General features: G+C 73.8%; 21 protein-coding genes. 11 read left to right on the top strand and 10 right to left on the bottom strand.

Annotated elements, in window-relative coordinates; genetic code table 11:
• Nucleotides 1-107: 107 nt before the first annotated feature.
• Nucleotides 108-716, bottom strand: coding sequence for a TetR/AcrR family transcriptional regulator (locus ACI1MP_RS07310; protein ID WP_404868079.1), 609 nt, complete (start codon nucleotides 714-716; stop codon nucleotides 108-110).
• 55 nt (nucleotides 717-771) lie between these two features.
• On the opposite strand from ACI1MP_RS07310, the gene ACI1MP_RS07305 reads away from it, so the two are divergent.
• Nucleotides 772-1,629: an alpha/beta fold hydrolase gene (locus ACI1MP_RS07305; RefSeq protein WP_404868078.1), complete on the top strand. Its 858-nt coding sequence runs from the start codon at nucleotides 772-774 to the stop codon at nucleotides 1,627-1,629.
• A gap of 98 nt (nucleotides 1,630-1,727) precedes the next feature.
• On the opposite strand, the gene ACI1MP_RS07300 is transcribed toward ACI1MP_RS07305, so the two are convergent.
• On the bottom strand, nucleotides 1,728-2,486 hold the full coding sequence (locus tag ACI1MP_RS07300; protein WP_404868077.1) for a BTAD domain-containing putative transcriptional regulator: 759 nt from the start codon (nucleotides 2,484-2,486) through the stop codon (nucleotides 1,728-1,730).
• Between the two features lie 300 nt (nucleotides 2,487-2,786).
• Between ACI1MP_RS07300 and ACI1MP_RS07295 the strand changes: the two genes are divergently transcribed.
• Both ACI1MP_RS07295 and ACI1MP_RS07290 read left to right on the top strand, forming a co-directional pair.
• Nucleotides 2,787-3,206 carry a hypothetical protein gene (locus tag ACI1MP_RS07295; protein ID WP_363470794.1) on the top strand — a complete coding sequence of 140 codons (420 nt, stop codon included), beginning with the start codon at nucleotides 2,787-2,789 and terminating at the stop codon, nucleotides 3,204-3,206.
• A gap of 144 nt (nucleotides 3,207-3,350) precedes the next feature.
• A complete protein-coding gene (locus tag ACI1MP_RS07290; protein ID WP_404868076.1) occupies nucleotides 3,351-4,325 on the top strand; it encodes a hypothetical protein in 975 nt (324 codons plus the stop codon).
• A 74-nt stretch (nucleotides 4,326-4,399) separates the two neighbouring features.
• Here ACI1MP_RS07290 and ACI1MP_RS07285 read toward each other — a convergent pair whose 3' ends face one another.
• From ACI1MP_RS07285 to ACI1MP_RS07270, 4 genes are all read right to left on the bottom strand, one after another.
• Entirely contained in the window at nucleotides 4,400-5,611 is a 1,212-nt protein-coding gene (locus tag ACI1MP_RS07285; RefSeq protein ID WP_404868075.1) for a helix-turn-helix domain-containing protein, read from the bottom strand.
• A gap of 137 nt (nucleotides 5,612-5,748) precedes the next feature.
• Nucleotides 5,749-6,141 carry a VOC family protein gene (locus ACI1MP_RS07280; RefSeq protein WP_043910817.1) on the bottom strand — a complete coding sequence of 131 codons (393 nt, stop codon included), beginning with the start codon at nucleotides 6,139-6,141 and terminating at the stop codon, nucleotides 5,749-5,751.
• Nucleotides 6,142-6,221: 80 nt separating this feature from the next.
• Nucleotides 6,222-6,659, bottom strand: coding sequence for a hypothetical protein (locus ACI1MP_RS07275; protein WP_380333102.1), 438 nt, complete (start codon nucleotides 6,657-6,659; stop codon nucleotides 6,222-6,224).
• A gap of 8 nt (nucleotides 6,660-6,667) precedes the next feature.
• Entirely contained in the window at nucleotides 6,668-7,420 is a 753-nt protein-coding gene (locus ACI1MP_RS07270; RefSeq protein WP_380333101.1) for a TetR/AcrR family transcriptional regulator, read from the bottom strand.
• A 271-nt stretch (nucleotides 7,421-7,691) separates the two neighbouring features.
• On the opposite strand from ACI1MP_RS07270, the gene ACI1MP_RS07265 reads away from it, so the two are divergent.
• The 6 genes from ACI1MP_RS07265 to ACI1MP_RS07240 all read left to right on the top strand — a co-directional run bounded on the left by ACI1MP_RS07265 (nucleotide 7,692) and on the right by ACI1MP_RS07240 (nucleotide 18,324).
• Complete coding sequence (locus tag ACI1MP_RS07265) at nucleotides 7,692-9,113, top strand: APC family permease (protein WP_380333211.1); 1,422 nt, start codon at nucleotides 7,692-7,694, stop codon at nucleotides 9,111-9,113.
• A 26-nt stretch (nucleotides 9,114-9,139) separates the two neighbouring features.
• Nucleotides 9,140-10,780: an amidohydrolase gene (locus ACI1MP_RS07260; protein WP_404868074.1), complete on the top strand. Its 1,641-nt coding sequence runs from the start codon at nucleotides 9,140-9,142 to the stop codon at nucleotides 10,778-10,780.
• Between the two features lie 230 nt (nucleotides 10,781-11,010).
• Nucleotides 11,011-12,390, top strand: coding sequence for an NAD(P)/FAD-dependent oxidoreductase (locus ACI1MP_RS07255; RefSeq protein WP_380333099.1), 1,380 nt, complete (start codon nucleotides 11,011-11,013; stop codon nucleotides 12,388-12,390).
• Nucleotides 12,391-12,525: 135 nt separating this feature from the next.
• On the top strand, nucleotides 12,526-13,482 hold the full coding sequence (locus tag ACI1MP_RS07250) for a hypothetical protein (RefSeq protein ID WP_404868073.1): 957 nt from the start codon (nucleotides 12,526-12,528) through the stop codon (nucleotides 13,480-13,482).
• A gap of 34 nt (nucleotides 13,483-13,516) precedes the next feature.
• Nucleotides 13,517-15,373, top strand: a complete 1,857-nt coding sequence (locus tag ACI1MP_RS07245; protein WP_404868072.1) for an HSP90 family protein — start codon at nucleotides 13,517-13,519, stop codon at nucleotides 15,371-15,373.
• Complete coding sequence (locus ACI1MP_RS07240) at nucleotides 15,373-18,324, top strand: hypothetical protein (protein WP_404868071.1); 2,952 nt, start codon at nucleotides 15,373-15,375, stop codon at nucleotides 18,322-18,324. The genes ACI1MP_RS07245 and ACI1MP_RS07240 overlap by 1 nt, the downstream gene beginning before the upstream one ends.
• Nucleotides 18,325-18,381: 57 nt before the next feature.
• Here ACI1MP_RS07240 and pgm read toward each other — a convergent pair whose 3' ends face one another.
• The 4 genes from pgm to ACI1MP_RS07220 all read right to left on the bottom strand — a co-directional run bounded on the left by pgm (nucleotide 18,382) and on the right by ACI1MP_RS07220 (nucleotide 23,523).
• Nucleotides 18,382-20,025, bottom strand: coding sequence for a phosphoglucomutase (alpha-D-glucose-1,6-bisphosphate-dependent) (gene pgm / locus ACI1MP_RS07235; RefSeq protein ID WP_380333095.1), 1,644 nt, complete (start codon nucleotides 20,023-20,025; stop codon nucleotides 18,382-18,384).
• A 117-nt stretch (nucleotides 20,026-20,142) separates the two neighbouring features.
• Nucleotides 20,143-21,297, bottom strand: coding sequence for a serine hydrolase domain-containing protein (locus ACI1MP_RS07230; RefSeq protein ID WP_404868070.1), 1,155 nt, complete (start codon nucleotides 21,295-21,297; stop codon nucleotides 20,143-20,145).
• Between the two features lie 69 nt (nucleotides 21,298-21,366).
• Nucleotides 21,367-22,533 (bottom strand): serine hydrolase domain-containing protein, encoded by a 1,167-nt coding sequence (locus tag ACI1MP_RS07225; RefSeq protein WP_404868069.1) that lies wholly within the window; start codon nucleotides 22,531-22,533, stop codon nucleotides 21,367-21,369.
• Nucleotides 22,534-22,746: 213 nt separating this feature from the next.
• Nucleotides 22,747-23,523: a LysR family substrate-binding domain-containing protein gene (locus tag ACI1MP_RS07220; protein WP_043910832.1), complete on the bottom strand. Its 777-nt coding sequence runs from the start codon at nucleotides 23,521-23,523 to the stop codon at nucleotides 22,747-22,749.
• Nucleotides 23,524-23,581: 58 nt separating this feature from the next.
• Here ACI1MP_RS07220 and ACI1MP_RS07215 point away from each other — a divergent pair, with 58 nt between their 5' ends.
• Both ACI1MP_RS07215 and galT read left to right on the top strand, forming a co-directional pair.
• Nucleotides 23,582-23,971, top strand: a complete 390-nt coding sequence (locus ACI1MP_RS07215) for a DUF5997 family protein (protein WP_404868068.1) — start codon at nucleotides 23,582-23,584, stop codon at nucleotides 23,969-23,971.
• A gap of 141 nt (nucleotides 23,972-24,112) precedes the next feature.
• Complete coding sequence (gene galT, locus ACI1MP_RS07210; RefSeq protein WP_404868067.1) at nucleotides 24,113-25,195, top strand: galactose-1-phosphate uridylyltransferase; 1,083 nt, start codon at nucleotides 24,113-24,115, stop codon at nucleotides 25,193-25,195.
• Nucleotides 25,196-25,289 lie beyond the last annotated feature (94 nt).

Raw genomic sequence — 25,289 nt, 5'->3', positions numbered from 1 at the left:
CGCTTGTGCAGGAGGGGCGGCAGTTGGCGCGCCGCAGCTGGTCCTCGCAGGGTGCGGCCGACGGAGCGGTCACGTGGCTGGTCGGCCGACGATCGAGTGGCGGAGCGTCAACCGCCGGACGTGAAAAGCTCGTCGAGGTGGTGGGTGAGGATCGCCAGGGCCGTCTCGCCGTCGCGTTGGCCCCCGAGGACGCTCTGGCCGAGGCCGTTGACCATGGCGGCGAGGCCGGCGGCGGTGATCTCCGGGTCGCGGGCGGGGGAGAGGGCGCCGTCCTGCTGGGCGGCGCGCAGCTGCTTGGCGAGGAAGGACTCCAGGACGTCGGCCTGGCCGGTGCCGTGCTTCTCCAGGGCCGCGGGGTCGTTCAGCACCAGGGCGTAGTACGCGGTGTAGGTGCGGGCGATGCGCCGGCTCTCCGCGTCGGTGGGCAGGATGCAGGCCAGCACGGCGGTGACCAGGGCGCGTGGGGTGGGCGGGCTGCCGGCGGCGGTGATCCAGCGGGCCATCCGGTCCTGGAGCTGGGCGCCGAGGCGGGCCAGTGCGTCCAGCAGCAGGCCCTCCTTGGTCTCGAAGTAGTACTGGACCAGGCGCAGTGAGACGCCGGCTTCGGCGGCGACCGCCCGCATGCTCGCGGACTGCAGCCCCTGGGTGTCGGCGATCCGCAGCAGCGCCTCGGCGATCTGCCGTCGGCGCTCCTCGTGCTCGACCTTCGTGTTCATGATCCGGCCTCCCTGGTACACCCGTATCATGCCGTGATACACATGTATCATGCGAATGAGCGAGTTCAGGAACGCCCAGGCCGCCGACCGTTTCCGTGCCGCCTACGACCACGCCCTGGCCACCCTGTGGCCCGGCCCGCGCACCGCGCAGGACGTCCCCACCGCCTTCGGCACCACCCGCGTCCAGCGCACCGGCACCCCGCAGGGTCGGCCGATCGTGCTGCTCCCCGCGTCCGGCGGCAACGCCCTGATGTGGCACCACCAGCTGGACCAACTCGCCCAGCACCACGAGGTGTTCGCCCTCGACCCGATCGGTGAGCCCGGTGCCAGCGTGCAGACCGCGCCGATCGGCGACGGCGCGGACGCCGCCGCCTGGCTGGAGGACGTGCTCGCCGCGCTCGACCTCGCCGACGTGCACCTGGTCGGCTGCTCCTACGGCGGCTGGGTCGCACTCCAGCACCGGCTGCACCACCCCGGCCGGGTCGGCGTCATGACGCTGCTCGACCCGGCCGGGTTCAACGGCTTCGGCTTCCGCTTCTACGCCTGGCTGATCGCCGGCGGCCTCGCCGCGTCCGCACCCCGCGCGCTGCGCCCCCGGCTGGCCCGGGCGGTCGGCAACAGCGCCGTGCTGGAGGACGAGTTGATGAGACTCACCCGCGCCGCGATGGGCTTCCGGCGGGCCCTGCCCGTCCCGCCGGTGCTCACCGACGAGGAGCTGCGCCGGATCGACCTGCCCGCCCGGTTCCTGCTGGGCGCCCGCAGCGCCCTGCACGACTCCGCCGCGGTCGCCGCCCGGATCTCCGGCCTCCTGCCCACCGCCCGGGTGGAGGTCGTCCCCGGTGCCGGGCACTCACTGCCGATGGACGCCCCCGATCTGGTAACCGAGCGGATCCTGGCCCGGCTCCCCAGCTGACGGATCATCATTTATCCGATGCCGTCGCCAAGTTGAGCCTTTCGGTTCCGGCGGACGACGAAGGAGCACCTCCGGGTGGCGGCCCGGCCGGGCGGGCGTCAGCATGCGATCCAGCTGAGCGCCGCCGTGTCGCCGTGCAGGATCCGGCGGTGCAGCTCGCGCAGTTCGGGGCCGGGCTCGACGCCGATGGCCTCGGCCAGGTGGCGCCAGACGCGGTGGTAGACGGCGAGGGCCTCGGAGGGGCGGCCGGAACGGGAGAGGGCGGTCATCAGCAGCGCCCAGAAGCGCTCCCGCTCGGGGTGGCGGGCCGTCAGCTTGCGGAGCTCGGCGACCGCAGTGCCGGTGCGCCCCAGGCGGAGCAGCGCCTCGACGCGCAATTCGCGGACGTCGAGCCGGAGTTCGCAGAGCCGAATGGCCTCCTCGTGGTGCAGGACGGCGCAGGCGATGTCGGCGAGGGCCGGGCCCCGCCACAGGGCCAGCGCCTGGTCGAGGGCAGCCAGGCCGGTCGTCGGACTGCCTTCGCGGACCTCGCCCGCGCCGTGCTCGTAGAGGCGGACGAAGCGGTGGGCGTCGAGCTCGGCGTCGGTGATCAGCAGCCGGTAGCCGCCGGGGCCGGTCTCCAGGCGCGGGCCGAGCGGCCCGAGGGCGCGGCGCAGGCGCATCACGTAGCTGCGCAGGGTGGTGGTGGCGCCGGCCGGCGGTCGGCCGTCCCAGACGAGTTCGGTCAGTGAGTCGCTCGGGACGAAGCCCGGCCGCAGCAACAGGGCGGCCAGCAGGACCCGTTGGCGGGCGGCCGGGAGCGGACGCGACCCCGAGTGATCGGATATCACCAGCGGGCCGAGTATCCCGAAGTGCATCTGTTCTCCTCGTGCGTGGGTGGACCCGGGAGCGGCGGCCCGGGACGGGGAGTTGTCGATCGCCCCTGCCTACCCATGGTCCGGCGGAGCGAGGCACACCGATGCTGCCGGTCAATCAATTCCGGTCAACCGGACAGCAGGACCCGCAGGTGGGAGCCGGTTTCCGGACGCCACGCGGGAGCAACGGACGTGCCACGGGCCTGACGAAGGATGTGGTTCGTGGGACCGCCGAGCACTCGGGGGGCCCACCACCACTCGGTGCCGGACGTTCCGGCACCGCTGTTGAGGAAGGACCACGAGATGCGTCTTCGCAAGCTCATCGCCGCCGCGGGCATCGCCACCACGGTCGCCGGCTTCGGCCTGGCGTCCGCCGGCGACGCCTCGGCCTTCAGCGCCGACTGCCAGGGCAACTCGCACGCCATCTGCCTGTACTACAACTCCTCTTCGTACGGCTACGGCGCCTACTTCAAGCAGACCGGCAACATCTCCGACTACTCGGGCTACACCTTCTCGTCCGGCCTGAACGGCAGCGCCGGCGCGGGTTCCGCGGTGAAGAACGGCGCCGCGGCCATCGACAGCTGGTACGGCGGCAACTTCGTCGTGTACTACAACAGCGGCTACAACTGCTCCTACGCCTGCCAGACCATCTCGGGCTACGCCCCCGTGACGGACCTGAACGGCTCGCTGAAGAACAACAACGCCTCGGGTTCCTTCAACTAGGTCGACGCTCACCGTCGGCTGAGTTCCCATCAGTAGAGCTGCGGCTTCCGACCGTTCGCGCGGTCCGGGAGCCGCGGCTCCGCGTCGGCCGGTCGGCCCGGCCCGCGGCCGCCGTGCCGCCCCGACTTCGAGGAGTACCCGCCCGTGCCCCGCCGCCCGAGCCGTCCCCGCCGTACCTCCGGCCTGCTCGTCCTGCCGCTGCTGTTGGCCGCCGGTTGCGCGGGCGCGACCGCCGCCCCCGAGCCTGTCGAGAAGGCGAGCCAGTCACCGCTGCCGATGCCCACGGTGGGCGTCGCCCCCGTGACCGACTCGGCCAACGCGCTGCCGCTGCCGCTGGACGGCTACCTGCTCAATCCGGCGCAGCTCGCCTCGGTGCAGCAGGCGCAGGCGAAGCTGATCGACAGCTGCATGGCCGGGCTCGGCCTGGACTTCCGCTACCCCCCGGCGCCCAGGGACCTGCGCGACCCGGACGCCCCGACCACCCGGATCGACGGCCGGTACGGGCGGCAGGACGCGCAGCTGTCGGCCCGCTGGGGCTACCACCCGGAGGGCGGCGTGCCCGCCGACCGCGCCAACGCGAAGATGCCGGAGCAGTCCGCCGAGGTCAGGGTGGCCGCGACCGGGTCCGACCAGCTGAAGGTCCATTTCGGGCCGGGCGGACAGATCATCAACGGGCACAAGGTGCCCGAGCACGGCTGCGTCGGCCAGGCCAACCGCCGGCTGACCGGCACCCCGGACGGGCTGATCGGCGACCCGCAGAGCATGGGCGACGCGAAGTTCCGCACCCTGGACGCCGCGCGGGAGCACCCGCGCACCCAGGCCGCGTTCGCGCAGTGGGCGGCGTGCATGAAGGAACGCGGCGTCACCGGGTACGCCGACCCGATCGCCGCGATGTCCGACCCCGAGTGGAACCGCACCCCGGAGCCCGGCGAGCGCGAGCTGAAGGTCGCGGGTGCGGACGCCGACTGCCGGCACCGGACCAACGTGGTCGGGATCTGGTACAGCGTCGACTTCGCCTACCAGCAGGAAGTGCTGGACGCCGATCCGGCCGGGATGGCTCAGGTCAAGGCCGGCCTGGAGACCCAGGTCCGCAGCGCCGCCGAAGTGCTGCGCGGCTGACGGATGTTCGGGCCGTGGACGCCGTGAACACCGTGGACGCCGGGGCCCGCGGGCGGCGGTCCCCGGCGTCAGGGTCAGCCGTTGACCGGGTAGCGGCAGGCCTCGGCGCGGGCGATCCGAAGGGCGTCGCCGGTGAGGGCGTCCGGTCGGCCGGTCTTCCCGGGGGCGAGCAGCAGGGCGTCCGAGGTGTCGGTCGGGGCCTGTCCGCCGAGGCAGGCAGCGGCCAGTACCGGGATCTCCGCCGGTCCGCCGTCGGCGGCTCCGGGTTGCCAGGTGGTGCGGAACTCCTGCTTGGCGGTGGTCATCGCGAGCTGGTGCCAGCGCGGCCGGTCGGCGCCGCGCTCCTGGTAGTAGGCGGCGAAACCGACGACACCCAACTGACGTCCGGTGGTGGAGAGTTCGACACCGGAGGGGTCGGTCGCGGAGGGGCGGGCGGTGAGCGCCAGGTCGGACGGGCCGGGGTGTCCGCCGGGGCAGTCGGCGGGCGGCAGTCCGGGCGGCGGGTTGCCGTGGACGACCGCGGAGGAGATGTAGCCGTTGCCCAGCTCGAACCAGCGCACGTCCGGCGAGTTGCCGGTGGCGTCGATCACGACGTCGCCCAGGCAGTAGCCGGAGAACCGCAACCGGCAGCCGGCCGGCAGCTCCTGGAGCACCTGCCCGCCCAGCGAGGGCGCGTCCCGGACCCGGGTGGTGTCGGTGTACGTCCGGCCGGTGAAGCCGCCCTTGGTGTCGGGGAGCTTCGGACATCCCGGCGGGATCTGGGCCAGCTGGTTCAGGTCCTCGGTGGAGAGGTGGAGCGCGAGCAGGCTTCCCACCAGCGCCGTCACCACTCCGGCGGCCAGTGCGAACCGGCCCCGCCACGGCCGTGGCGGGGCCGGCTGCGCGAGGTCGAGAACGACCGCGGTGAGCGTCTCGGACGGTAAGGAGTCGACCGGGGCGGCCGGTGGCTCGGCCGGTGGCTCGGTGGACTCCCGTGCGGCGGTGGCGAGTTCGCCGTCGTCGGTGCTGTGTCGGGCGTCCGTGAGCTCGGCCTCCAGCCGGTGCCAGCGGCGACTCCAGTCGTCCTCGTCGCCCCGGCAGGCGCCGACGAAAGCGAGCGTGACTTCCAGGCTGGGGCGGCGCAGGCCGGCGGCGGCATCGCTCAGGGTGGTGGCGCTGAAGCCGGCGATGCGGGCCAGGGACCGGTAGGTGGGGTTGCCGGCGGACTCCCGGAGTTCGCGCAGGCCGTGGGCGAAGGCCTGCAGCGGCCCGTCGGCGGGGTCGAGCGGGCGCGGTCTACGGGCCAACTTGGCTCTCCTGTGAAAGGGGGCAAACGGGCGAGAGGTATAGACCAACTGCAGTCCGCCATTCTCCATGACCGGAGAGCGGTCGACAACCAAATGTTCGTCATCGAAGGAGTGGGGCGCAGTGCGTCCGACGCCGATCAGAGCGCGGGACGGACGATCTGCACCAGATTGCCGCAAGTGTCGTCGAACACCGCCATCGTCACCGGCCCCATCCGGGTCGGTTCCTGGGTGAACTCCACCCCGAGCGCGTGCAGCCGCTCGTACTCGGCCTGCACGTCGTCCACCGAGAACGACACCGCCGGGATGCCGTCCGCGACCAGCGCCGCCTGGTACGGCGGGACGGCCGGGTGCCCGGACGGTTCGAGCAGCAGCTCGGTGCCCGTCGGCTGCTCCGCCGACACCACCGTCAGCCACCGGGCCCCGCCGCCGAGCGGGACGTCGTGCTTCTTCACGAAGCCGAGCACCTCGGTGTAGAAGCGCAGCGCCTTCTCCTGGTCCTCGACGAACACCGAGGTGATCCAGATCCGCATCGCGCCGCCCTTCGAGTCCCGGAAACCGCCCCGACCTTACGGCCCGTCACCGCCCGGGCCGGCGGCGGCGCGCCGGGCGGTCAGCCGAGGTCGTACTCCCGGCGGAACGCGCCCCGGACCACCTCGGCGACATCGGCCGGGGGCAGCTCGGACTGCAGGCGCGCCAGCAGGACCGCGTACTCGTCCTCGTCGATGGCGCCGCGGTACTCGTCGATCAACTCCTTGATCATGGCGACGAGTTCGGGGCGCAGCTGCATCCAGGCCCGGGAGTCGGCGATCTGCTCGTCGACGAGCTCCAGGAACCAGCGCAGCACCGGCACCGGGATGTGGATGCACGGGTCGATGCCTCCGACCCACACCGACGGTTCCCGCTCCGGGTCCTCGTCGGGAACGATTCCGGCCAGCACGGTGATGCCGCCGCTGGGGAGGTGGTCGAGCTCCAGGTGCCAGGCGTCGTCGGGGAGGACGTATATCGCGGTGACCGCGAAGTCGGGGTCGGGGGAGGGGATTCTGGACACGGCGGTGATCACTCCGGGGCGGGGAGACGGGCGGCGACGGCGGTGAGGAGGAGGTCGAGGGCGAGGGGGTAGGCGCTGCGGCGCATGTCGGCGGCGAGCAGGTGGGTGGTGGCGGCGATGTGCGGGTGGGTGTCGGGGGAGAGGGTGCGGTAGGCGGTGTCCCAGACGGCGAGGTCGGCGTGCTGGGCGGGGGCGGGGAGGGCGAGGGCGGCGGAGTCGAGGACGGCGAAGCCGAGGGCCTGGTCGATGAAGGCGTGGTACAGGCTGACGGCGTCCGGGTCGGGGAAGCCCGCGTCCCGCAGGATGCCGAGCATGGTCTCGATGGCGCGGATCTCGTTGGCGCGGCCGGTGGTGCGGTACACGGCGAGGACGGCGGCCTGCGGGTGGGCCAGCGAGTGGGTGTGGATGCGCAGGCCGACCTCGCGCAGGTCGGCGCGCCAGTCGCCGGTGGGCTGCCAGCCGCGCAGGCCGAGGCCGATGAGTTCGTCGGCGACGGCGAGCAGCAGGTCGTCCGTGCTGTGGAAGTAGCGGTAGATCGCGCTCGGGTCCGCGCCGAGCGCCGCGCCGAGACGGCGGACGCTGAACGCCTGCGCGCCGTGCTGGCCGACCAGGCGCAGCGCCGTGTCGACGATGACCTGCTGGGAGAGCACGGTGCCCTGCTTGGTGGGGCGCCGACGGCGGCGCGCGACCTCGGGGACGACCCGGTCGGAGGCGAGGTCGGCGGCTCGGTCCGTGGCTCGGTCCGTGGCTCGTTCGGTCATGGCCCGAGCTTATGACAACAGCATTGACGTGTGAACCGGCTCACGGGTTTCATGGCGTGCCACCGGCCCTTCCGTCGGTGCCCCCACCCCGGCGCGCCGCCCGTCCGCGGCCCGTCCTCGCACTGCCCGCGCCCGCTGCTGTCGCTGCCGGCGCACCCCCCAACTCGCGCCCACCGTAAGGGCGTTCCCCCACGAGAGAATCGGCGGTGATCCCTTGGCGACGACGATCAAGGACAGCGGCCCCGTCCCCGACGGTGCTGCTCCCGGTACGATGCGCAAGTCGCTCGGCGTCGGCGCGGTGGTGGTGATCGCCGCGTCCAGCACCGCGGCCACCACCTCGATCGGCATCGGCCTGGGCCTGATGGCGGGCGTGGTCGGACTGCACCTGCCGGCGATCATGCTGCTGGCGTTCCTGCCGGTGCTGGGCATCGCCTGCGGCTACGGCCGGCTCAACCGGGTCGAGCCGGACGCCGGCAGCTCGTACCGCTGGGTGGGCCGGACGCTCAGCCCGTGGCTGGGCTTCCTGACCGGCTGGGTCAACATCGTCACCACGATCGTCTTCATGGCCTACACCACCACCGTCACCGGCTCGGCGATCATCCAGCTGGTCGGGAAGGCCGGGCTGCACGAGCTGCCGGGCGTGGCGCTGGACCCCGACTCCAGCGTCCAGTGCACACTGATCGGCATGCTGGTGCTGCTGACCGCCACCGTGGTCGCGGTGCGCGGACTGGACCTGGCGGCGGCGCTGCAGAAGTGGCTGCTGATCTTCGAGTACGCGGTGCTGATCGCGTTCTGCGGGTACGGCCTGTTCGCCGGCGACCAGCCGTTCAGCCTGTCCTGGTACAACCCGTTCGAGATCCCGTCGCTCAGCGCGCTCGCCCAGGGCATGGTGCTGGCGGTGTTCTGCTACTGGGGCTTCGAGTCGGTGTTCAGCGTCGGTGAGGAGGTGCACGACCCGAAGGACGCCTCCCGCGGCGGGTTCCTGTCGCTGCTGCTGATGCTCGGCCTGTTCCTGTTCGCCGGCACCGCGTTCCAACGGGTGCTGCCGATCGACGAGTTGGCCGACAACGGGGCGACCGGGCTGGCGTACTTCGCCGAGCGGCTCGCCCACCAGCCGCTGGCCGCACTGCCGTTGGTGGCGCTGATGTTCTCCGCGGCGGCCTCGCTGCAGGCCGCGGTGATCCCGACCGCGCGCGGCACCTACGCGATGGGCCGCGACGGCACCCTCGGTCCGGTGTGGACCCGGCTGCACCCGCGCCACCGCACCCCGGCCACCGGCACCTGGCTGATCACCGGCATCGCGCTGGCGCTGGCCGCGGTCTCGCTGGTCATCCCGACCGTCACCGAGCTGATCTCGGCGACCGTCAACGCCATCGGAATCGTGGTGGCGCTGTACTACGCGCTGGTGGCGATCGCCTCCGCCGTGCGCTTCCGGCACCTGCTGCGCGAGAACCTCAGGGAGGGGCTGACGGCGGTGGTCGCGCCGCTGCTCGGCGGCGTGGTGCTGCTGCTGGTCGGCGGCTACCTCGCCTGGACCTTCTACTCCTCCACCGACCACTTCGAACTCGCCGCCGACAACGGCTGGTTCGAACTCTCGGTGCCGGTCCTGATGATCGGCTCCGGACTGCTGGCCGGCGCCTGGTCGCGCTGGGGCCGCCGCTCGCCGTACTTCGACGGCGCCCAATCCGTCTGATCGCAAAGAAAGTTCGAGGTTCCACCATGACCCGTGCCGACCTGGTCTTCACCGGAGGCCCGATCCACACCGGGGACGCCGCCCGAACCCGGGCCACCGCGCTGGCCGTCACCGGCGGGCGGATCACCGCCGTCGGCCACGACGAGGTCCGGGAGCTGGTCGGTCCCGGCACCGAAGTCGTCGACCTGCACGGCAGGTTGCTGATCGCCGGCTTCCAGGACGCGCACGTGCACGCCGTCTACGGCGGCATGGAGATGGCCTCCTGCGACCTCACCGGCACCGTCGGCGTGGACGACTACCTGCGGCTGGTCGGCGAGTACGCCGCTGCCCACCCCGAGAAGGAGTGGATCACCGGCGGCGGCTGGTCGCTGGAGAGCTTCGACGGCGGCCTGCCCACCCGGCAGCTGCTCGACCGGGTAGTGCCCGACCGGCCGGTGCTGCTCGCCAACCGCGACCACCACGGCGCCTGGGCCAACACCCGCGCCCTGGAGGCCGCCGGGCTCACCCGCGACACCCCCGACCCCGCCGACGGCCGGATCGAGCGCGAGCCCGACGGCACCCCCAGCGGCATGCTCCAGGAGGGCGCCGTCGGCCTGGTCGGCAAGCACGCCCCCGCCGCCACCCTCGCCGACCGGCTGGCCGGCCTGCTCGACGCCCAGCGGATGCTGCACTCGCTGGGCATCACCGCCTGGCAGGACGCCCTGCTCGGCGAGTTCGGCGGCAACCCCGACCCGTCCGACGCCTACCTGACCGCCGCGCAGGACGGCACGCTGACCGCCCGGGTGGTCGGCGCGCTCTGGTGGGACCGTGAGCGCGGCGCCGAGCAGATCCCCGAACTCGTCGCCCGCCGCGAGAAATTGAGCCACGGACGGTTCCGGGCGGGCGCGGTCAAGATCATGCAGGACGGCATCGCGGAGAACTTCACCGCCGCCCTCACCAGTCCCTACCTGGACGGCTGCGGCTGCGCCACCGGCAACAGCGGCCTCAGCTTCGTCGACCCGCTCGCACTGCGCGAGCACGTCACCGCCCTGGACGCGCTCGACTTCCAGGTGCACTTCCACGCCCTCGGCGACCGCGCCGTCCGCGAGGCGCTGGACGCCGTCGAGGCCGCGCTCGCCGCCAACGGCCGCCGCGGCAACCGCCACCACCTCGCCCACCTGCAACTCGTCCACCCCGAGGACGTGCCGCGGTTCGCCGCGCTCGGCGCGATCGCCAACATCCAGCCGCTGTGGGCCGCCCACGAACCGCAGATGGACGAGCTCACCATCCCGTTCCTCGGCCCCGAACGCGCCGCCTGGCAGTACCCGTTCGGCGACCTGCTGCGGGCCGGCGCCACCCTCGCCGCGGGCAGCGACTGGCCGGTCTCCAGCCCCGTCCCGATCGAGGGCCTGCACGTCGCCGTCAACCGCCGCGAACCCGGCGCCGACCCGGCCACCCCGGTCTTCCTCCCCGAGCAGCGCCTCGACCTGGCCACCGCGCTCGCCGCCTACACCGCCGGCACCGCCCACCTCAACCGCCTCGACGACACCGGCATCCTGCGCCCCGGCCACCTCGCCGACCTGGTCGTGCTCGACCGCGACCCGTTCGCCGCCCCGGCCGAGGAGATCGCCGACACCCGGGTGCTGCGCACCTACGTCGGCGGGCAGGAGGTCTTCGCCGCCGAGTGAGGCGGCCCAGGTGGGGCCTGTCTTCAAGCCCGTGCCGCAGCCCCGCGGCGAGTGTGCGTGCCAGGGGGCTTGGGGCAGGCGGGGTTTGAGGACAGGCCCTCGGTGACCCGGACACCGTGTCAGCCCGCGGGCAGGCGGCCTGACACGGTGTCCGTTGCCGGGCCCGCGGTGGCCCGACTACCGTCCCAGCACGCATCGAGCTCTCCACACCGGCGGAAGCAGGACAGCACATGACCACCGTCAACGGCGGCATCTCCTTCTGGTACGCGGCAACCGGGCTGCCCGAGCGGCGGCCGGCGCTAGCGGGCGACATCGAGGCCGACGTCTGCGTGGTGGGCGGCGGATACACCGGACTGTGGACCGCCTACTACCTGAAGCAGGCCGCACCCGAGCTCGAAGTCGTGGTGCTGGAGAGCGAGTTCTGCGGGTACGGGGCCTCGGGGCGCAACGGCGGGTGGCTGTACAACGGCATCGCCGGGCGGGGACGCTACGCCCGGCTGCACGGGGAGGACGCCGCGCGGCGGCTCCAACTCGCCATGAACGACACGGTGTCGGAGGCCCTGCGGGCGGCCGAGGCCGAGGGCATCGACTGCGACGCGCACCGCGGCGGAGTGCTGGAGCTCGCCCGGACGCCCGCCCAACTGTCGCGGCTGAAGGACAGGTTCGCGCACGAGCAGGCGTTCGGCGCGGACGAGGTGCACCTGCTGAGCGCCGAGCAGGCTGCCGAACGGCTGTACGTGCCGGGCGTGTTGGGGGCGACCTGGACGCCGAACGGGGCGCGGGTGCACCCCGCCAAGCTGGTGGTCGGACTCGCCGCGGCAGCCGAGCGGTCGGGGGTGCGGATCCACGAGTCGACGCCCGTCACCACGATCGCGCCCGGACGGGTCGGTACCGCACACGGCAGCGTCAAGGCCCGGGCGGTGCTCCGCTGCACCGAGGGCTTCACCGCCAACCTGGCCGGTCAGAAGCGCAGTTGGCTGCCGATGAACTCCTCGATGATCGCCACCGAGCCGCTGCCCGCCGAGGTGTGGGACGCGATCGGCTGGGAGGGCCGCGAGGTGCTCGGCGACGAGGCGCACGCCTACATGTACGCGCAGCGCACCGCCGACGACCGGATCGCGCTCGGCGGTCGCGGCTACCCGTACCGGTACGGCTCACGGATCGACCAGGACGGCGCCACCCCCGACGGCACGGTGGCCCAACTCCGGGAGATCCTGCGGAAGATGTTCCCCGCCGCGGCCGACGCCCGGATCGACCACGCCTGGTCCGGCGTGCTCGGCGTGCCCCGCGACTGGTGCGCCGCCGTCGACCTCGACCCCGCTACCGGGCTCGGCTTCGCGGGCGGCTACGTCGGCAGCGGCGTCGCCACCTCCAACCTGGCCGGCCGCACCCTGCGCGACCTGACGCTGCGCCACCTCGGCAAGGGGGAGCGGACCGAACTCACCGAGCTGCCCTGGGTCGGCCACCGGGTCCGCCGCTGGGAGCCCGAACCGCTGCGCTGGCTCGGCGTGCACGGGCTGTACGCCGCCTACCGGCATGCCGACCGGCACGAGCACGCCGCCACCTCCCCGCTGGCCGGCCTCGCCGACCGGATCAGCGGCCGGGGCTGAACCGCCCCCGGCCGCCCCGGTGACCGGCCCGCGAAATGATTCGCACACCTGTCGCACGGACGTGATAGGAATCTCCGTCCGGGGCGGCCGTGCGGCGGCCCCCGCAGATCGGCTCGGCACAAGGGGACCATGGGGATGGGGCTGTTCGACAGGCTGACACGGCGGCGGGCCAAGGTCGGGCCGGTGCTCGACCCGGCCTACGGCGACCCGGAGCTGACGCGGCTGCGGGAGCGCGGCGCGGCCGGCGACTGGCCGGGTGTCCGGGCCGTCCTGGCGCAGGCCCGCGACCAGGCCGACCTGGTCACCATGATCGACGTGATCACCGACCTGTCCGGCAGCGAGGGGTGGACCGGCCGCGCCGTCGAGCAGGACCCCGAGGACACCCTCGCGCTGCTGGTCTCCGGCGCCCGGCAGCTGGTCTGGGGCTGGGAGGCGCGCAGCGGAGCCCGCGCCAAGTACGTCGGCGCCGACCAGTGGCAGGTGTTCGGAGCACGGCTGGAACGCGCCGAGGAGCAGCTGTTCGAGGTTGCCGAGCGGGAACCGGACTGGCTCGGCCCCTGGTACTTCCTGCAGATCACCGGGCGCGGCGTGTCCGTCCCCGAGGAGACCGCGACCCGCCGCTTCGAGGCCGCCGTCCGCCGCCTCCCGCACCACCCGTCGTCCTACCGGCAGCGGCTGCAGCAGAAGTGCGCCAAATGGGGCGGCTCGCACGAGCAGATGCACTCCTTCGCCCGCACCTCGATGCTCGCCGCCCCCGAGGGCAGTCGGCTCGGCGAACTCGTCGCGTATGCCCACCTCGAACACTGGCTGGACCTCGACAACGGCGAGGACGGCCGCTACATGCGCAGCGCCGGCGTCGCCCACTCGTTGCACGAGGCCGCCGAACGCTCCATCTGGCACCCGGACTTCGTCCGCGACCGGACCTGGATCGGCGCGCACAACGCCTTCGCCATGGCGTTCGCGCTGTGCGGCGAGAACCGGGCCGCGAGCCGGGTGTTCACCGAGCTCGACGGCCGCGTCACCAAGTCCCCGTGGGCGTACCTCGGCGACCCGGTCGCCGCCTTCACCCGCAGCGCCGCCGCCGCCAAGTGACCCGCACCGAACCCCGAAGCGAAGGACCCGCCCGGTGACCCCGAACGACTCCAGCGCGCACACCTTCCAGGTGGACCTGCGCGGACTGGTCGACCTGCTCTCCCACCACCTGTACTCCAGCCCGCGGGTCTACCTGCGCGAACTGCTGCAGAACGCGGTCGACGCGATCACCGCCCGGCAGCAGCTGGATCCGGCCGCACCGGCCGCGATCACCGTCACCGCCGGCGACGAGTTCTCGGTCTCCGACACCGGCGTCGGCCTCACCGAGGCCGACGTGCACACCTTCCTCGCCACCATCGGCCGCAGCTCCAAGCGCACCCCGGACGGCGCCCTGGACGCCGGCCAACTGGCCGACGCCCGCGCCGAGTTCATCGGCCAGTTCGGCATCGGCCTGCTGGCCTGCTTCGTGGTCGCCGACGAGATCACCGTCCGCACCCGCTCCGCCCGCACCCCCGACGCCCCGGTGATCGAGTGGCGCGGCCGCTCCGACGGCCGGTACACCATCACCACGCTGCCCGCCTCCGCCCGCCGCGAGCCCGGCACCACCGTCACCCTCACCCCGCGCGCCGACGCCGAGGAGTGGACCTCCACCGGGCGGGTCACCGAACTCGCCCGGCACTACGGCAGCCTGCTGCGCCACCGGGTGACGGTGGTCGACGCGGCCGGCCGCAGCACGCAGATCAACCAGACGCCCGCGCCCTGGGCCCGCCGGTACGACAACCCGGCCGCCCGCCGCGAGGCGCTCACCACGCACTGCCGCGACACCTTCGACTTCACCCCGCTCGACACCATCGACCTCGACCTGCCGCTGGTCGGCCTCAGCGGCGTCGCCTACGTGCTGCCCGAAGCCGTCCCGCCGTCCCGCCGCGCCGGGCACCGGGTCCACCTCAAGGGCATGCTGCTCTCCGACCAGGCCGACGAACTGCTCCCCGAATGGGCGTTCTTCGTGCGCTGCGTGGTCGACGCGGAACGGCTGCGCCCCACCGCCTCCCGCGAGGCGCTGTACGCCGACGAGACCCTCGCCGCCGTCCGCGAGGCGCTCGGGCTGCGGATCCGCGACTGGCTGACCGGCCTGTCCGCCAGCGACCCGGGGCTGCTGCACCGCTTCCTCGCCGTCCACCACCTGGCCGTCAAGTCGCTGGCCCGGCACGACGACCAGTTGCTGAGGATGCTGCTGCCCTGGCTGCCGTTCGAGACCACCGACGGCAACGTCACCCTCGACGAGTTCGCCCGCGCCCACCCCGTCATCCTGGTCACCCGCACCGTCGAGGAGTTCCGGCAGGTCGCCCCGATCGCCGGCGCGGCCGGCCTCGGCGTGGTCAACGGCGGCTACACCTACGACCGCGACCTGGTGCACCGGCTGCCCGAGATCCGCACCGGCACCACCGTCGCCGACCTCGACCCGGCCACCGTCACCGCGCACCTCGACAACGTCGACCCGGCCACCGAACTCGCCGCCGCCGCGTTCCTCGCCGCCGCCCGCGAAGTCCTCGGCCGGTTCGACTGCGACGTCGCGCTGCGCACCTTCCACCCCAGCAGCGCCCCCGCCCTGCTGCTCGACGACCGGGAAGCCCGGCACGAGCGCACCCGCACCCAACTCGCCGACCAGGCCGACGGGTTGTGGGCCGACATCCTCGGCTCGCTGGGCAGCTCCGCGCCGCGCGCCCAGCTCGTCCTGAACCACCTCAACCCGCTCGTCCGGCGAGCGGCCGCGATCCGGCACCCCGAACTCGCCACCACCACCGTGGAAGCGCTGTACGGCCAGGCCCTGCTGCTCACCCGGCGCCCGCTCAAGGCCAGCGAATCCGCGCTGCTCAACCGCTCGTTCCTCGCCCTGCTCGACCACGCCATGCTCGGCCACGAGCCCACCACGCCGCACCGGGAGCCGTGATGCTCGACACCATCGACGCCGTCCGCGCCGCCCTGCGCGCCAACGACGAACAGCCGCACGGCCGGCAGCGCACCGTCACCGCCGAGGAACTCGTCGACGCCGCCGAGCAGTTCGACGAGCCCGAGCTGCTCGCCTACGCCCTCCTCGACCTGATGGAGGCGTACGAGAACGACGCCGAACGGCGCAAGCTCCCGGTGGTGTTCGCCCGGATCGTCACCCTGCGCAAGAAGCACCCCGACGCCTTCGACGGCTGGGCGCAGCGCGCCACCGACTGGCGCTACAAGTGGGTCGCGCACGCCCTGCGCAGCGTCCCCGACGTCCCGCTGGAGGCGGTCCGCCGCTGGCACGGCGAACTGCGCGAGCACTACCGCACGGCCGGCCACGACCTCCAGCCCTACTACGGCGAGCAGTACCACCTCGCCGCGCTCACCGGCCAGGACGTCGAGCAGGCCTTCGACCTGTGGGCCGGCCGGCGCCGCTCCTCGTTCAGCGACTGCCAGGCGTGCGAACTGCGCGCCCAGGCCCGGCACTTCGTCCGCCTCGGCGACGACCGGCGGGCGCTCGGCGTCTGGCAGTCGGTGTTCGACGGCAGGCACTCGTGCGCCGAGGAGCCGCACGTCAGCCGTGCCCACGCGCTGCTGCCGCTGCTGCGGTCCGGCCGGGTCGACGACGCCCGCTCGTTCCACCTCACCGGCTACCGGTGGGCCCGCGGACGCTCCCGGGCCGCCGAGGAGATCGGCCTGCACCTCGAGTTCTGCGCGCTCACCGGCAACGAACCGCGCGGCCTGGAAATCCTCGCCGACAACCGCGACCTGTTCGGGCAGCACGGCGACCCGCTCGCCCGCCTGCACTTCCTCACCGGCACCCAGCAGCTGCTCGCCCGCCTCGCCGCCACCGGCCACGGCGACCTCCCGGTGGCCGGCCCGCCCGGTACCAGCTGGACCGTCGACGCCCTGCTCGCCGAACTGCGCACCGAGGGCGACGCGCTCGCCGCCCGCTTCGACGAGCGGGGCGGCACCACCGCCGTCGGCGACGCCCGCCGCGAGCGCCTGGCCCGTACCCCGCTGTTCGCCGAACCGCTCGCCCTCGGCCTGCGCGCCGCCACCCCCGCGCCCGCCCCGGCGGCGGCAGCGCAGCCCGCCGCTCCGGCCGGATCCGAGAGCGTCGCCGAACTGGTGGTCCGTGCCCGCGAGTTGCACGACCTGCGGCATCCCGAGGCGGTCGCCCTGTGGCGGCGCATCGAGGCCCTCGCCACCGCCGACGGCTACCGGCACCCCGACGACCCCGAGCTCGGGCCGCTCGACCTGCTGCGCGCCGAACTCGCCGAACAGCGCGCCCGCCGCGACGGCCTGCCCGACCGCGAACTGGCCGCCCACCTGACCGAGGCCGCCGAGCTCTACCAGCAGGTCGGCCGGGCCGCCCAGGCGATCGGCTGCCGCGCGCTGGCCCTGGTCCTGCCCGAACAGGACGCCGACGCGGACACCGACACCGGCACCGACGCCGACGCCGGTGGCGAGACCGACGCCGTCACCGGTCCGGCGGCGGAACTCGACGCGTACGAGCAGCAGGTCCGTGAGCTGGTCGAGGCCGAGGCCCCCCGGGCCGGCGACGCCCTGCTCGCCGTGCTGCACGCCAAGGCCGTGTTCGCCATCCGCCAGGACGTGCCGGAGAGCCACCGGCACCTCGGCGACGACCTCGACGGGCGCGACCTCACCCGCACCGAGGCCGCCATCGCCCGCCTGTGCGAGGAGGCCGTCCGGCAGGACGACGCGCCGACCGAGGTCAACGCGCACCAACTCCTCGCCCGCGCCTACTTCCTGACCGGCCGCAAGGAGGCCGCCGTCGAACTGATCGAGCGGGCCGAACGCCGGATCGAGTCCGCCGAGATCCCCTGGAAGCTGGTCGCCGTCCACGGCTGGCAGGGCGAATTCGCCCTGCACCAGGAGGAGTTCGGCCGCGCCGAGGAGCTCGCCCAGCGCGGGCTGAAGGTCGCCGCCCAGTACGGCGACCGCAGCGCCGTCCCCGCCCGGGTGCAGATGCTGCTGGCCCGGGTCCACCTCGCCCGCGGCGAACACGAGTCCGCCGCCCGCGCGTTCACCGAGGCCGCCGCCCGCTTCGACCACGCCGGGGAGGCCGACGAGGCCGCCTCCGCCCGCGGCCGCCTCGGCCAGACGCTGGCCGAGACCGGCCGGTTCGCCGACGCCGCCGCCGTCCTGGAGGCCGTCCGGCTGGAGCCGGGCTTCGCCGCGCTCGACGTCCGCGAGCAGGCGCAGATCCGGCTCGACCTCGCCCGCACCCTGCGCGAGCTCGACGAACACCGGGCCGCCGCCGAGGAGTTCCTGCACGTCGCCGACCTCGCCGCGGGCTGGGAGGACGGCCAGGTGCACACCGCGGTCGCCTGCGAGGCCGCCGTGGCGCTGGCCCGCGCCGGCCAGTGGCCCGCCGCCGACCTGGCCCGGCAGCGCGCCCTGGACAGCCACCGCGCCGCGCCGCACGCCGACGCCGCCTTCGACATGCTGCTGCGCCTCGCCCGGGTCACCGCCGACACGCGCGGCCCCGACGCCCGGGACGAGGCCCTCGCCCGGCTCGACGAGGCCGCCGAGGTGGTGGAGCACGCCCGGCGCGAGGGCCTGGAACTCGGCAGCGGCAGCCCCGACGGCACCCTGCACGACACCCGCGGCCGCACCCTGGTCGGCCTCGGGCGCCCCGAGGAGGCGCTCGCCGAGATGGAGTTGGCGATCGCCGCGTTCGGCGCCCTCGGCCCCGAGGGCAACCTGGCCCGCGCCGAGTCCATCCGCTACGCCGCCCTGGTCGAGGGCAACCGCCTCGACCGCACCCAGGACGCGCTGACCCGGCTGGAGGCCGCCATCGCCTGGTGCCGCGAGATCGGCGAACCGCAGGCCGCCGAGGTCCTCGACGACCTGCACACCCACCTGCGCCGCCAGCACTGATGCCGCACCGGCCCACCGACGGCCCGCCGGGGACGCTCCCGGCGGGCCGTCCGTGCGTCAGGCCTTCGCCAGCACCTCGCCCACCAGGGCGCGGGCCTCGGCCTGGACCTGCGCCAGGTGCTCGGCGCCGTGGAAGCTCTCCGCGTAGATCTTGTACACGTCCTCGGTGCCGGACGGGCGGGCCGCGAACCAGGCGTTCTCGGTGCAGACCTTCAGACCGCCGATCGCCGCGCCGTTGCCCGGGGCGTGGGTCAGGACAGCGGTGATCGGCTCGCCGGCCAGCGTGTCGGCGGTGACCCGGGAGGCGTCGAGCGCGGCCAGCGCGGCCTTCTGGTCGCGGTCGGCGGGGGCATCCACCCGGGCGTAGACCGGGTCGCCGTGCCGGGCCGTCAGGTCGCGGTAGTGCTCGGAGGGGGTGCGGCCGGTGACGGCGGTGATCTCGGAGGCCAGCAGGGCCAGCAGGATGCCGTCCTTGTCGGTGCTCCACGGCGAGCCGTCGCGGCGCAGGAACGACGCCCCGGCGGACTCCTCGCCGCCGAACGCCACCGTCCCGTTCAGCAGCCCGTCCACGAACCACTTGAAGCCGACCGGGACTTCGAGCAGCTCCCGGCCGAGCGCGCCCGCCACCCGGTCGATCATCGAGGAGGACACCAGGGTCTTGCCGACCGCGGCCGCCGCCGGCCAGCCCTCGCGGTGCCGGAACAGGTGGTCGATGGCCACCGACAGGAAGTGGTTGGGGTTCATCAGCCCGCCGTCGGGCGTCACGATGCCGTGCCGGTCGGCGTCCGCGTCGTTCCCGGTGGCCAGCGTGAAGTCGTTCCGCCGGTCGATCAGCGAGGCCATCGCGTACGGGGAGGAGCAGTCCATCCGGATCTTCCCGTCCCAGTCCAGCGTCATGAACCGCCAGGTCGGATCGGTCAGCGGGTTGACCACCGTCAGGTCCAGCCGGTGCGTCTCGGCGATCCGACCCCAGTACGCGACGGACGCCCCGCCCAGCGGGTCCGCGCCGATCCGCACCCCCGCCTGGCGCACCGCGGCGAGATCGACGACGGCCGGCAGGTCGTCCACGTACGCGCCCAGGAAGTCGTACCGGCCGGTGGTGTCGGCCGCCAGCGCCCGCGCGTACGGGATCCGGCGGACCTCCTTCGACCCGCCGGCCAGCAACTCGTTGGCGCGGCGCTCGATCCAGCCGGTGGCCGCCGAGTCCGCAGGGCCGCCGTGCGGCGGGTTGTACTTGAACCCGCCGTCGGCGGGCGGGTTGTGCGAGGGCGTCACCACGATGCCGTCCGCGAGCGCCGTCGGAAGGGTGCGGTTGTGGGCGAGGACGGCGTGCGAGACGGCGGGCGTCGGGGTGTAGCCGTCCGCGGTGTCGAGCAGCACCGTGACGCCGTTCGCCGCCAGCACCTCCAGCGTGGTCGCCCGGGCCGGCTCGGACAGCGCGTGGGTGTCGATGCCGAGGAACAGCGGCCCCGTGGTGCCCTGCTCGGCCCGGTAGTCGCAGATCGCCTGCGCCGTCGCCGCGATGTGGTCCTCGTTGAACGCCGTCCGCACCGAGGAGCCCCGGTGGCCGGACGTCCCGAACGCCACCCGCTCACCGACCACCGCCGGGTCCGGATGCAGCGTGTAGTAGGCCGTCACCAGGCGGGCGACGTCGATCAGGTCCTGCGGCTGCGCCGGCTGCCCGGCCCGTGCGTGCACCATGGTGGCTTCTCTCCTCGGTCGGTACGGCAAGGATGCCCGCCGACCATCATGGGGGCCATACCGCGCCACCTGCGGGAACACGAACGGAAACCGGGCCGACGGTGCGTCGGGCGGAGGTCAGCGGCAGAGGGCCGTGTCGACCGCGTCGGTCATGCGCCGGGTGGTGGCCGCGTCCGGGACGGTGGTGACGGTGATGCTGACGGCCCGGCCGTCCTCCGTGACGCCGCCCCGGTTCCGATGGGCCGCGCCGGTGCCGCCGTGGCCCCAGACCAGGCCGCCGCAGGACAGCGGCCGGCTCTGGATCCCCAGGCCGTAGCGGACGCCGGGGCCCAGCAGCTCGGTGGGGACGGTGGTGCGCATCTGGGCGAGCTGGGCGGCGGGCAGCAGACGGCCCGTCAGGAGCGCGCCGTAGAAGGCGTTGAGGTCGGTGTCGGTGGACACGACCGCCCCCGCGGACCAGGCCATCGAGGTGTCCATCTCGGTGTAGTCGATCCGCGGCGCGCCCGGGGCGGCGGCCAGGTAGGCGTGCGGATGGGGCTCGCGGAGGGCGGTCTCCCCGGTGGCGGGGACGTAGGTGTGGCGCAGGCCGATCCGGTCGATGACGCGCTTGGTGACCTCCTCGCCGTAGGGGCGGCCGGTGACCTTCTGGATCAGCAGGCCGGCCACCAGGTAGTTGGTGTTGCTGTACATCCAGTCGGTCCCGGGGGCGAACAGCGCCTTCTGGGCCAGTGCCCCGTCGAGGAGTTCGCGCGGCTCGAAGTAGCGGTACTGGATGGGGACGAAGTCGGCCAGCGCGGGGGCGTCCAGGTAGTCGGGCAGGCCGCTGGTGTGCTGGAGCAGCTGGCGGACCGTGATGTTCCGGCCGTCGATGCCGTCGCCGCGCAGGAGACCGGGCAGGTAGGTGTCCACGCTCGCGTCCAGGCCGACCTTGCCCTCGGCGACCAGCTGCAGGACGACGACGGCGGTGAACGGCTTGGTGTTGCTGCCGGCCCGGATCTGCCCGTCGACCGGGACCTTGGCCCCGGTGGCCAGGTCGCCGACACCGGCGGTGTAGGTGCGGCTGCGGCCGTCCCGGCCCTTGACGGCGGCGAGGGCGGCGGGCATCCCGTCCTCCTCCACCAGCGCGTCGAGGCGCTGCTGCACGACGTCCGGGCGAGGTGCGGCGGAGGCGGCGGTCGGGGCGAGGGCGGTCAGCGCGAGCCCGGCGGCGGCCGTGGCGTACCGCACGGTGCGGCTGCGGCGCGCCGAGCGCCGCGGGGTGTGCTCGTTCATCGGGACTCCATTGCTGGGAGGAAGAAGGGTGGCCGGCGCCGGGGAACCGGCACGGGCCACCCGGGGACGTCAGCGGCAGAGCGCCTCGTCCACTGCCTGGTCCAGGTGCGCGACGGTGTCGTCGTTGCCCGGGAACACGGTCACGGTGATGTTCACGGAACGGCCGTCGTCGGTGGTGCCGCCGGCGTTCTCGTAGCCCGGGATCGCCCCGCCGTGACCCCAGGAGAGCCCGCCGCAGGAGAGCGGGCGGCTCGCCAGGCCGAGGCCGTAGCGGACCCCGGCGCCGAGCTCCTCGGCGGGGACGGTGGTGCGCATCTGGGCGAGCTGGGCCGCGGGCAGCAGGCGGCCGCCGAGCAGCGCGTCGTAGAACCGGGTGACATCGGTGTTGGTGGAGATCATCGCGCCGGCCGCCCAGCCCCAGGACGGGTCCAGTTCGGTGTAGTCGCGCAGCGAGCCGTCCGCGGCGCGCTGGTAGCCCTTGGGGTGGGCCTCGCGGATCGTCATGTCCCCGGGGACGGGGAAGTAGGTGTGGCGCAGGCCGATCCGGTCGACGACGCGCTTGGTGATCTCCTCGCCGATCGGGCGTCCGGTGACCTTCTGGACGATCATGCCCGCCAGCAGGTAGTTGGTGTTGCTGTACTCCCACTGGGCGCCGGGCGCGAAGTGGGCCTTCTTGGTCAGTGCGGCGTCGAGGAGCTCACGCGGCTCGGCGTACCGCGCGGGGTCGGCGAGCACGCCCGCGGGGTTCATGTAGTCGGGCAGGCCGCTGGTGTGCTGGAGCAGCCGGCGGACCGTGACGTTCCGGCCGTCGATGCCGTCGCCGCGCACCAGGCCGGGCAGGTAGGTGTCCACGCTCGCGTCCAGGCCGACCTTGCCCTCGGCGACCAGTTGCAGGACCACGACGGCGGTGAACGTCTTGGTGTCGCTGCCGATCCGGACCTGCCCGTCGACCGGGACCTTGGCCCGGGTGGCCGCGTCGCCGACCCCGGCGGTGTAGGTGCGGGCACGGCCGTCGCGGCCCTTGACGGTGGCGAGGGCGGCGGGCGCGCCGTCCTTCTGGACCAGGGCGTCGAGGCGCTGCTGCACGGCGTCCGGGCGCGGTGCGGCGGTGGCCGCGACCGGTACCAGGACGCCGGCCACCACGGCGGCGGCCACGGCGGTCACGGTCGCCGCCACCCCGCGGCGGCGACCGCGGAGGCGGTTCGGACGGTGGTGCTGCGGTGCGTGTTCGTTCACGGGAAAGCCCCCTGGGTAGGCGCCGGAACTCTTCTCGGCGCCCTCCAAGAGGACCATTTGACGGACCGTCAATCCGTCCGCGCGCAGGACGAACCGCACCCGGGAACGTGCTCCGGGTCGCGGCCGGGCCCGGGACCGTGCTCCCGGGGCGTGACGGCCGCCCGTCCGCGCCCGCTGCGCGCGCTTGCGGCCGGGCCGGCGCTTGCGGCCGGGTTAGCGCTTGCGACCCTTCTTGGCCTGGCCCTGGCGGGTGGCGGCGGCGCGCTGGCCCGGGCGCGGCTTCTGCTGGCGGGCGCCCGGCTGGGACTGGGACCTGGCAGCCTTGGCGGAGGCCTTCTTCGCGGCGGGCTGCTTCTTCGCCGGCTCGGTGGCGGCCCGGCCGCGGGAGCTGTTCGCGGTGCGGCCGCGGACGATGCCGATGAACTCCTCGACCAGGTCGGTGGTCGCCTCCTCCGGCCAGGCCAGCGCGATCTGCGACTGCGGGACGTCGGAGAGGGTGCGGTAGGTCAGGTCGCGCCGGTGGTGCAGCCGGGCCAGCGACTGCGGGACGGCCAGTACGCCGACGTTGGCGGCGACCAGCTCGATCGCGTCGCCGGTGGTGGCGGGCCGCTCGAACGCGGGGCGGCCCGGGAGGCCGTCCGGCCACTCCAGCACGTCGTCCTGCGGGTGGAAGACGATCTCCTCGGCGAGGTCCGCGACACCGACCTCCTCGGCGGCGGCCAGCCAGTGGTCCTTCGGGAACACCACCACGGTGGTCTCGGTGTACAGCGGGATCGCGCTCAGCACCGTCCGGTCCACCGGCAGTCGCACCAGGCCGGCGTCCGCGCCGCCCGACAGCAGCAGGGCGTGCCCGTCCACGGGAGTGGACTGCACCAGTTCCAGCGGGACGTCGGGCAGCCGCTCACCCCACACCCGCAGCCACTTGGTCGGGGTCACCCCGGGCACGTACACCAGGCGGAAGGGGGCGGAGGGCTGCTCGATCTCGGTCACACCCCCCAGGCTACCCACCGTGACCTGGGCAGGTGCGCACTCCCTATACCCTTGTCGCATGACTACGCCCAAGCCCAAGAGCTCCCAGACCATGAAGCCCGCGACCGCGGCAAAGAAGCTGGGGATCTACCTGGCGGCGACCCCCGCCGAGTTCCAGGCGGGCGTCGTCACCCGCGACGAGCTCAACGCCATGCAGGCCGCCCCGCCGCAGTGGCTCGCCGACCTGCGCCGCAACGGCCCGCACCCGCGCCAGGTGGTCGCCTCCCGCCTCGGCATCTCCGTCACCGGCCTGAACCGGGCCGGCGTCAGCGAGGCCCTCACCACCGAGCAGATCAACGCCCTCCGCGACGAGAACCCGGACTGGCTGCAGCGCGAGCGCACCATCCAGGCCGAGGTCCGCAAGGAAGCCCAGCGGATCAAGGACAAGCCGGCGCCGAAGAAGAAGTAGCACCGAAAGACGCAGTACGGAACGCCCGGGGACGTGAGCCGGTTCACGTCCCCGGGCGTTCTGCACTCCCGGTTGTTGCATTGCGGTGCTTCATGTTCGAAAATGTTTGATGTGATGGTCGAACATCGAGGGAGCGCCGCCGTGCACAAGACGGTGACCAAGCTGGCCGACGGCCGGGAACTGATCTACTACGACGCCGAGCCCGCAGTGCGCGACGCGGTCGACGCCCGCCCGCTGAGCCCGGCGGCCGGCGTCTCCGAGGTCCGGGTCGACCCGTTCACCGGCGACGCGGTCACCATCGCCGCGCACCGGCAGGGCCGCACCTACCACCCACCGGCCGACGAGTGCCCGCTGTGCCCGTCGCGGGACGGCCGGCTCAGCGAAGTGCCCGCCGCGGACTACCAGGTGGCGGTGTTCGAGAACCGCTTCCCGTCGCTGGCCGGCTCCTCCGCCGACCACGTCGCGCCCTGGTCGGAGGGCCCGTACACGCTCGCCCCCGGCACCGGCCGGTGCGAGGTGGTGTGCTTCACCCCGGACCACGGCGCCTCCTTCGGCGACCTGACGGAGCAGCAGGCCCGCCTGGTGCTGGACGCCTGGACCGACCGCACCGCCGAACTGCACGCCCGCCCCGACGTCCGGCAGGTGTACTGCTTCGAGAACCGCGGCGCCGACATCGGCGTCACCCTCGGCCACCCGCACGGCCAGATCTACGCCCTGCCGTTCACCACCCCGCGCACCGCGCAGGCCCTCGCCAAGGTCGCCGAGCACCAGCGGGCCACCGGCCGCAACCTGTACGACGACGTCCTCGCCGCCGAACGCGCCACCCTCGGCGACCCGGACTCCCGGGTGGTGCTGGCCGGCGAGCACTGGACGGCGTTCGTCCCGTTCGCCGCCCGCTGGCCGTACGAGGTGCACCTGTACCCCAACCGGCGGGTCGCCGACCTCACCGAGCTCGACGAGCCGGCCCGCGCCGAGTTCCCGCGGATCTACCTCGACCTGCTGCGCCGCTTCGACCGGCTGTTCCCCGAGCCGGCCCCCTACATCGCCGCCTGGCACCAGGCGCCGCGCCCCGCCGAGGCCGAACTCGCCCTGCACCTGGAGCTGTTCACCATCCGGCGGACGGCCGGCAAGCTCAAGTACCTGGCCGGTACCGAGTCCGGCATGGGCGCGTTCATGAACGACATCCGCCCCGAGACCGCCGCCCGCACGCTGCGCGAGCTGTAGAGCTCCGGCGGCTCGGCCGCGGCAGTGCGAAGCCCCGCCCGGGGAAGGGAAGTTCCCGGGCGGGGCTTCGTCCGTGCCTGCGTGCTCTCCGTGC

Origin of the sequence: Kitasatospora griseola (assembly GCF_044999035.1) — a bacterium.
GTDB classification, from domain to species: domain Bacteria; phylum Actinomycetota; class Actinomycetes; order Streptomycetales; family Streptomycetaceae; genus Kitasatospora; species Kitasatospora griseola.
The sequence above is the reverse complement of the archived record's forward strand: the minus strand, read 5'-3'. Positions and strand labels throughout refer to the sequence as shown.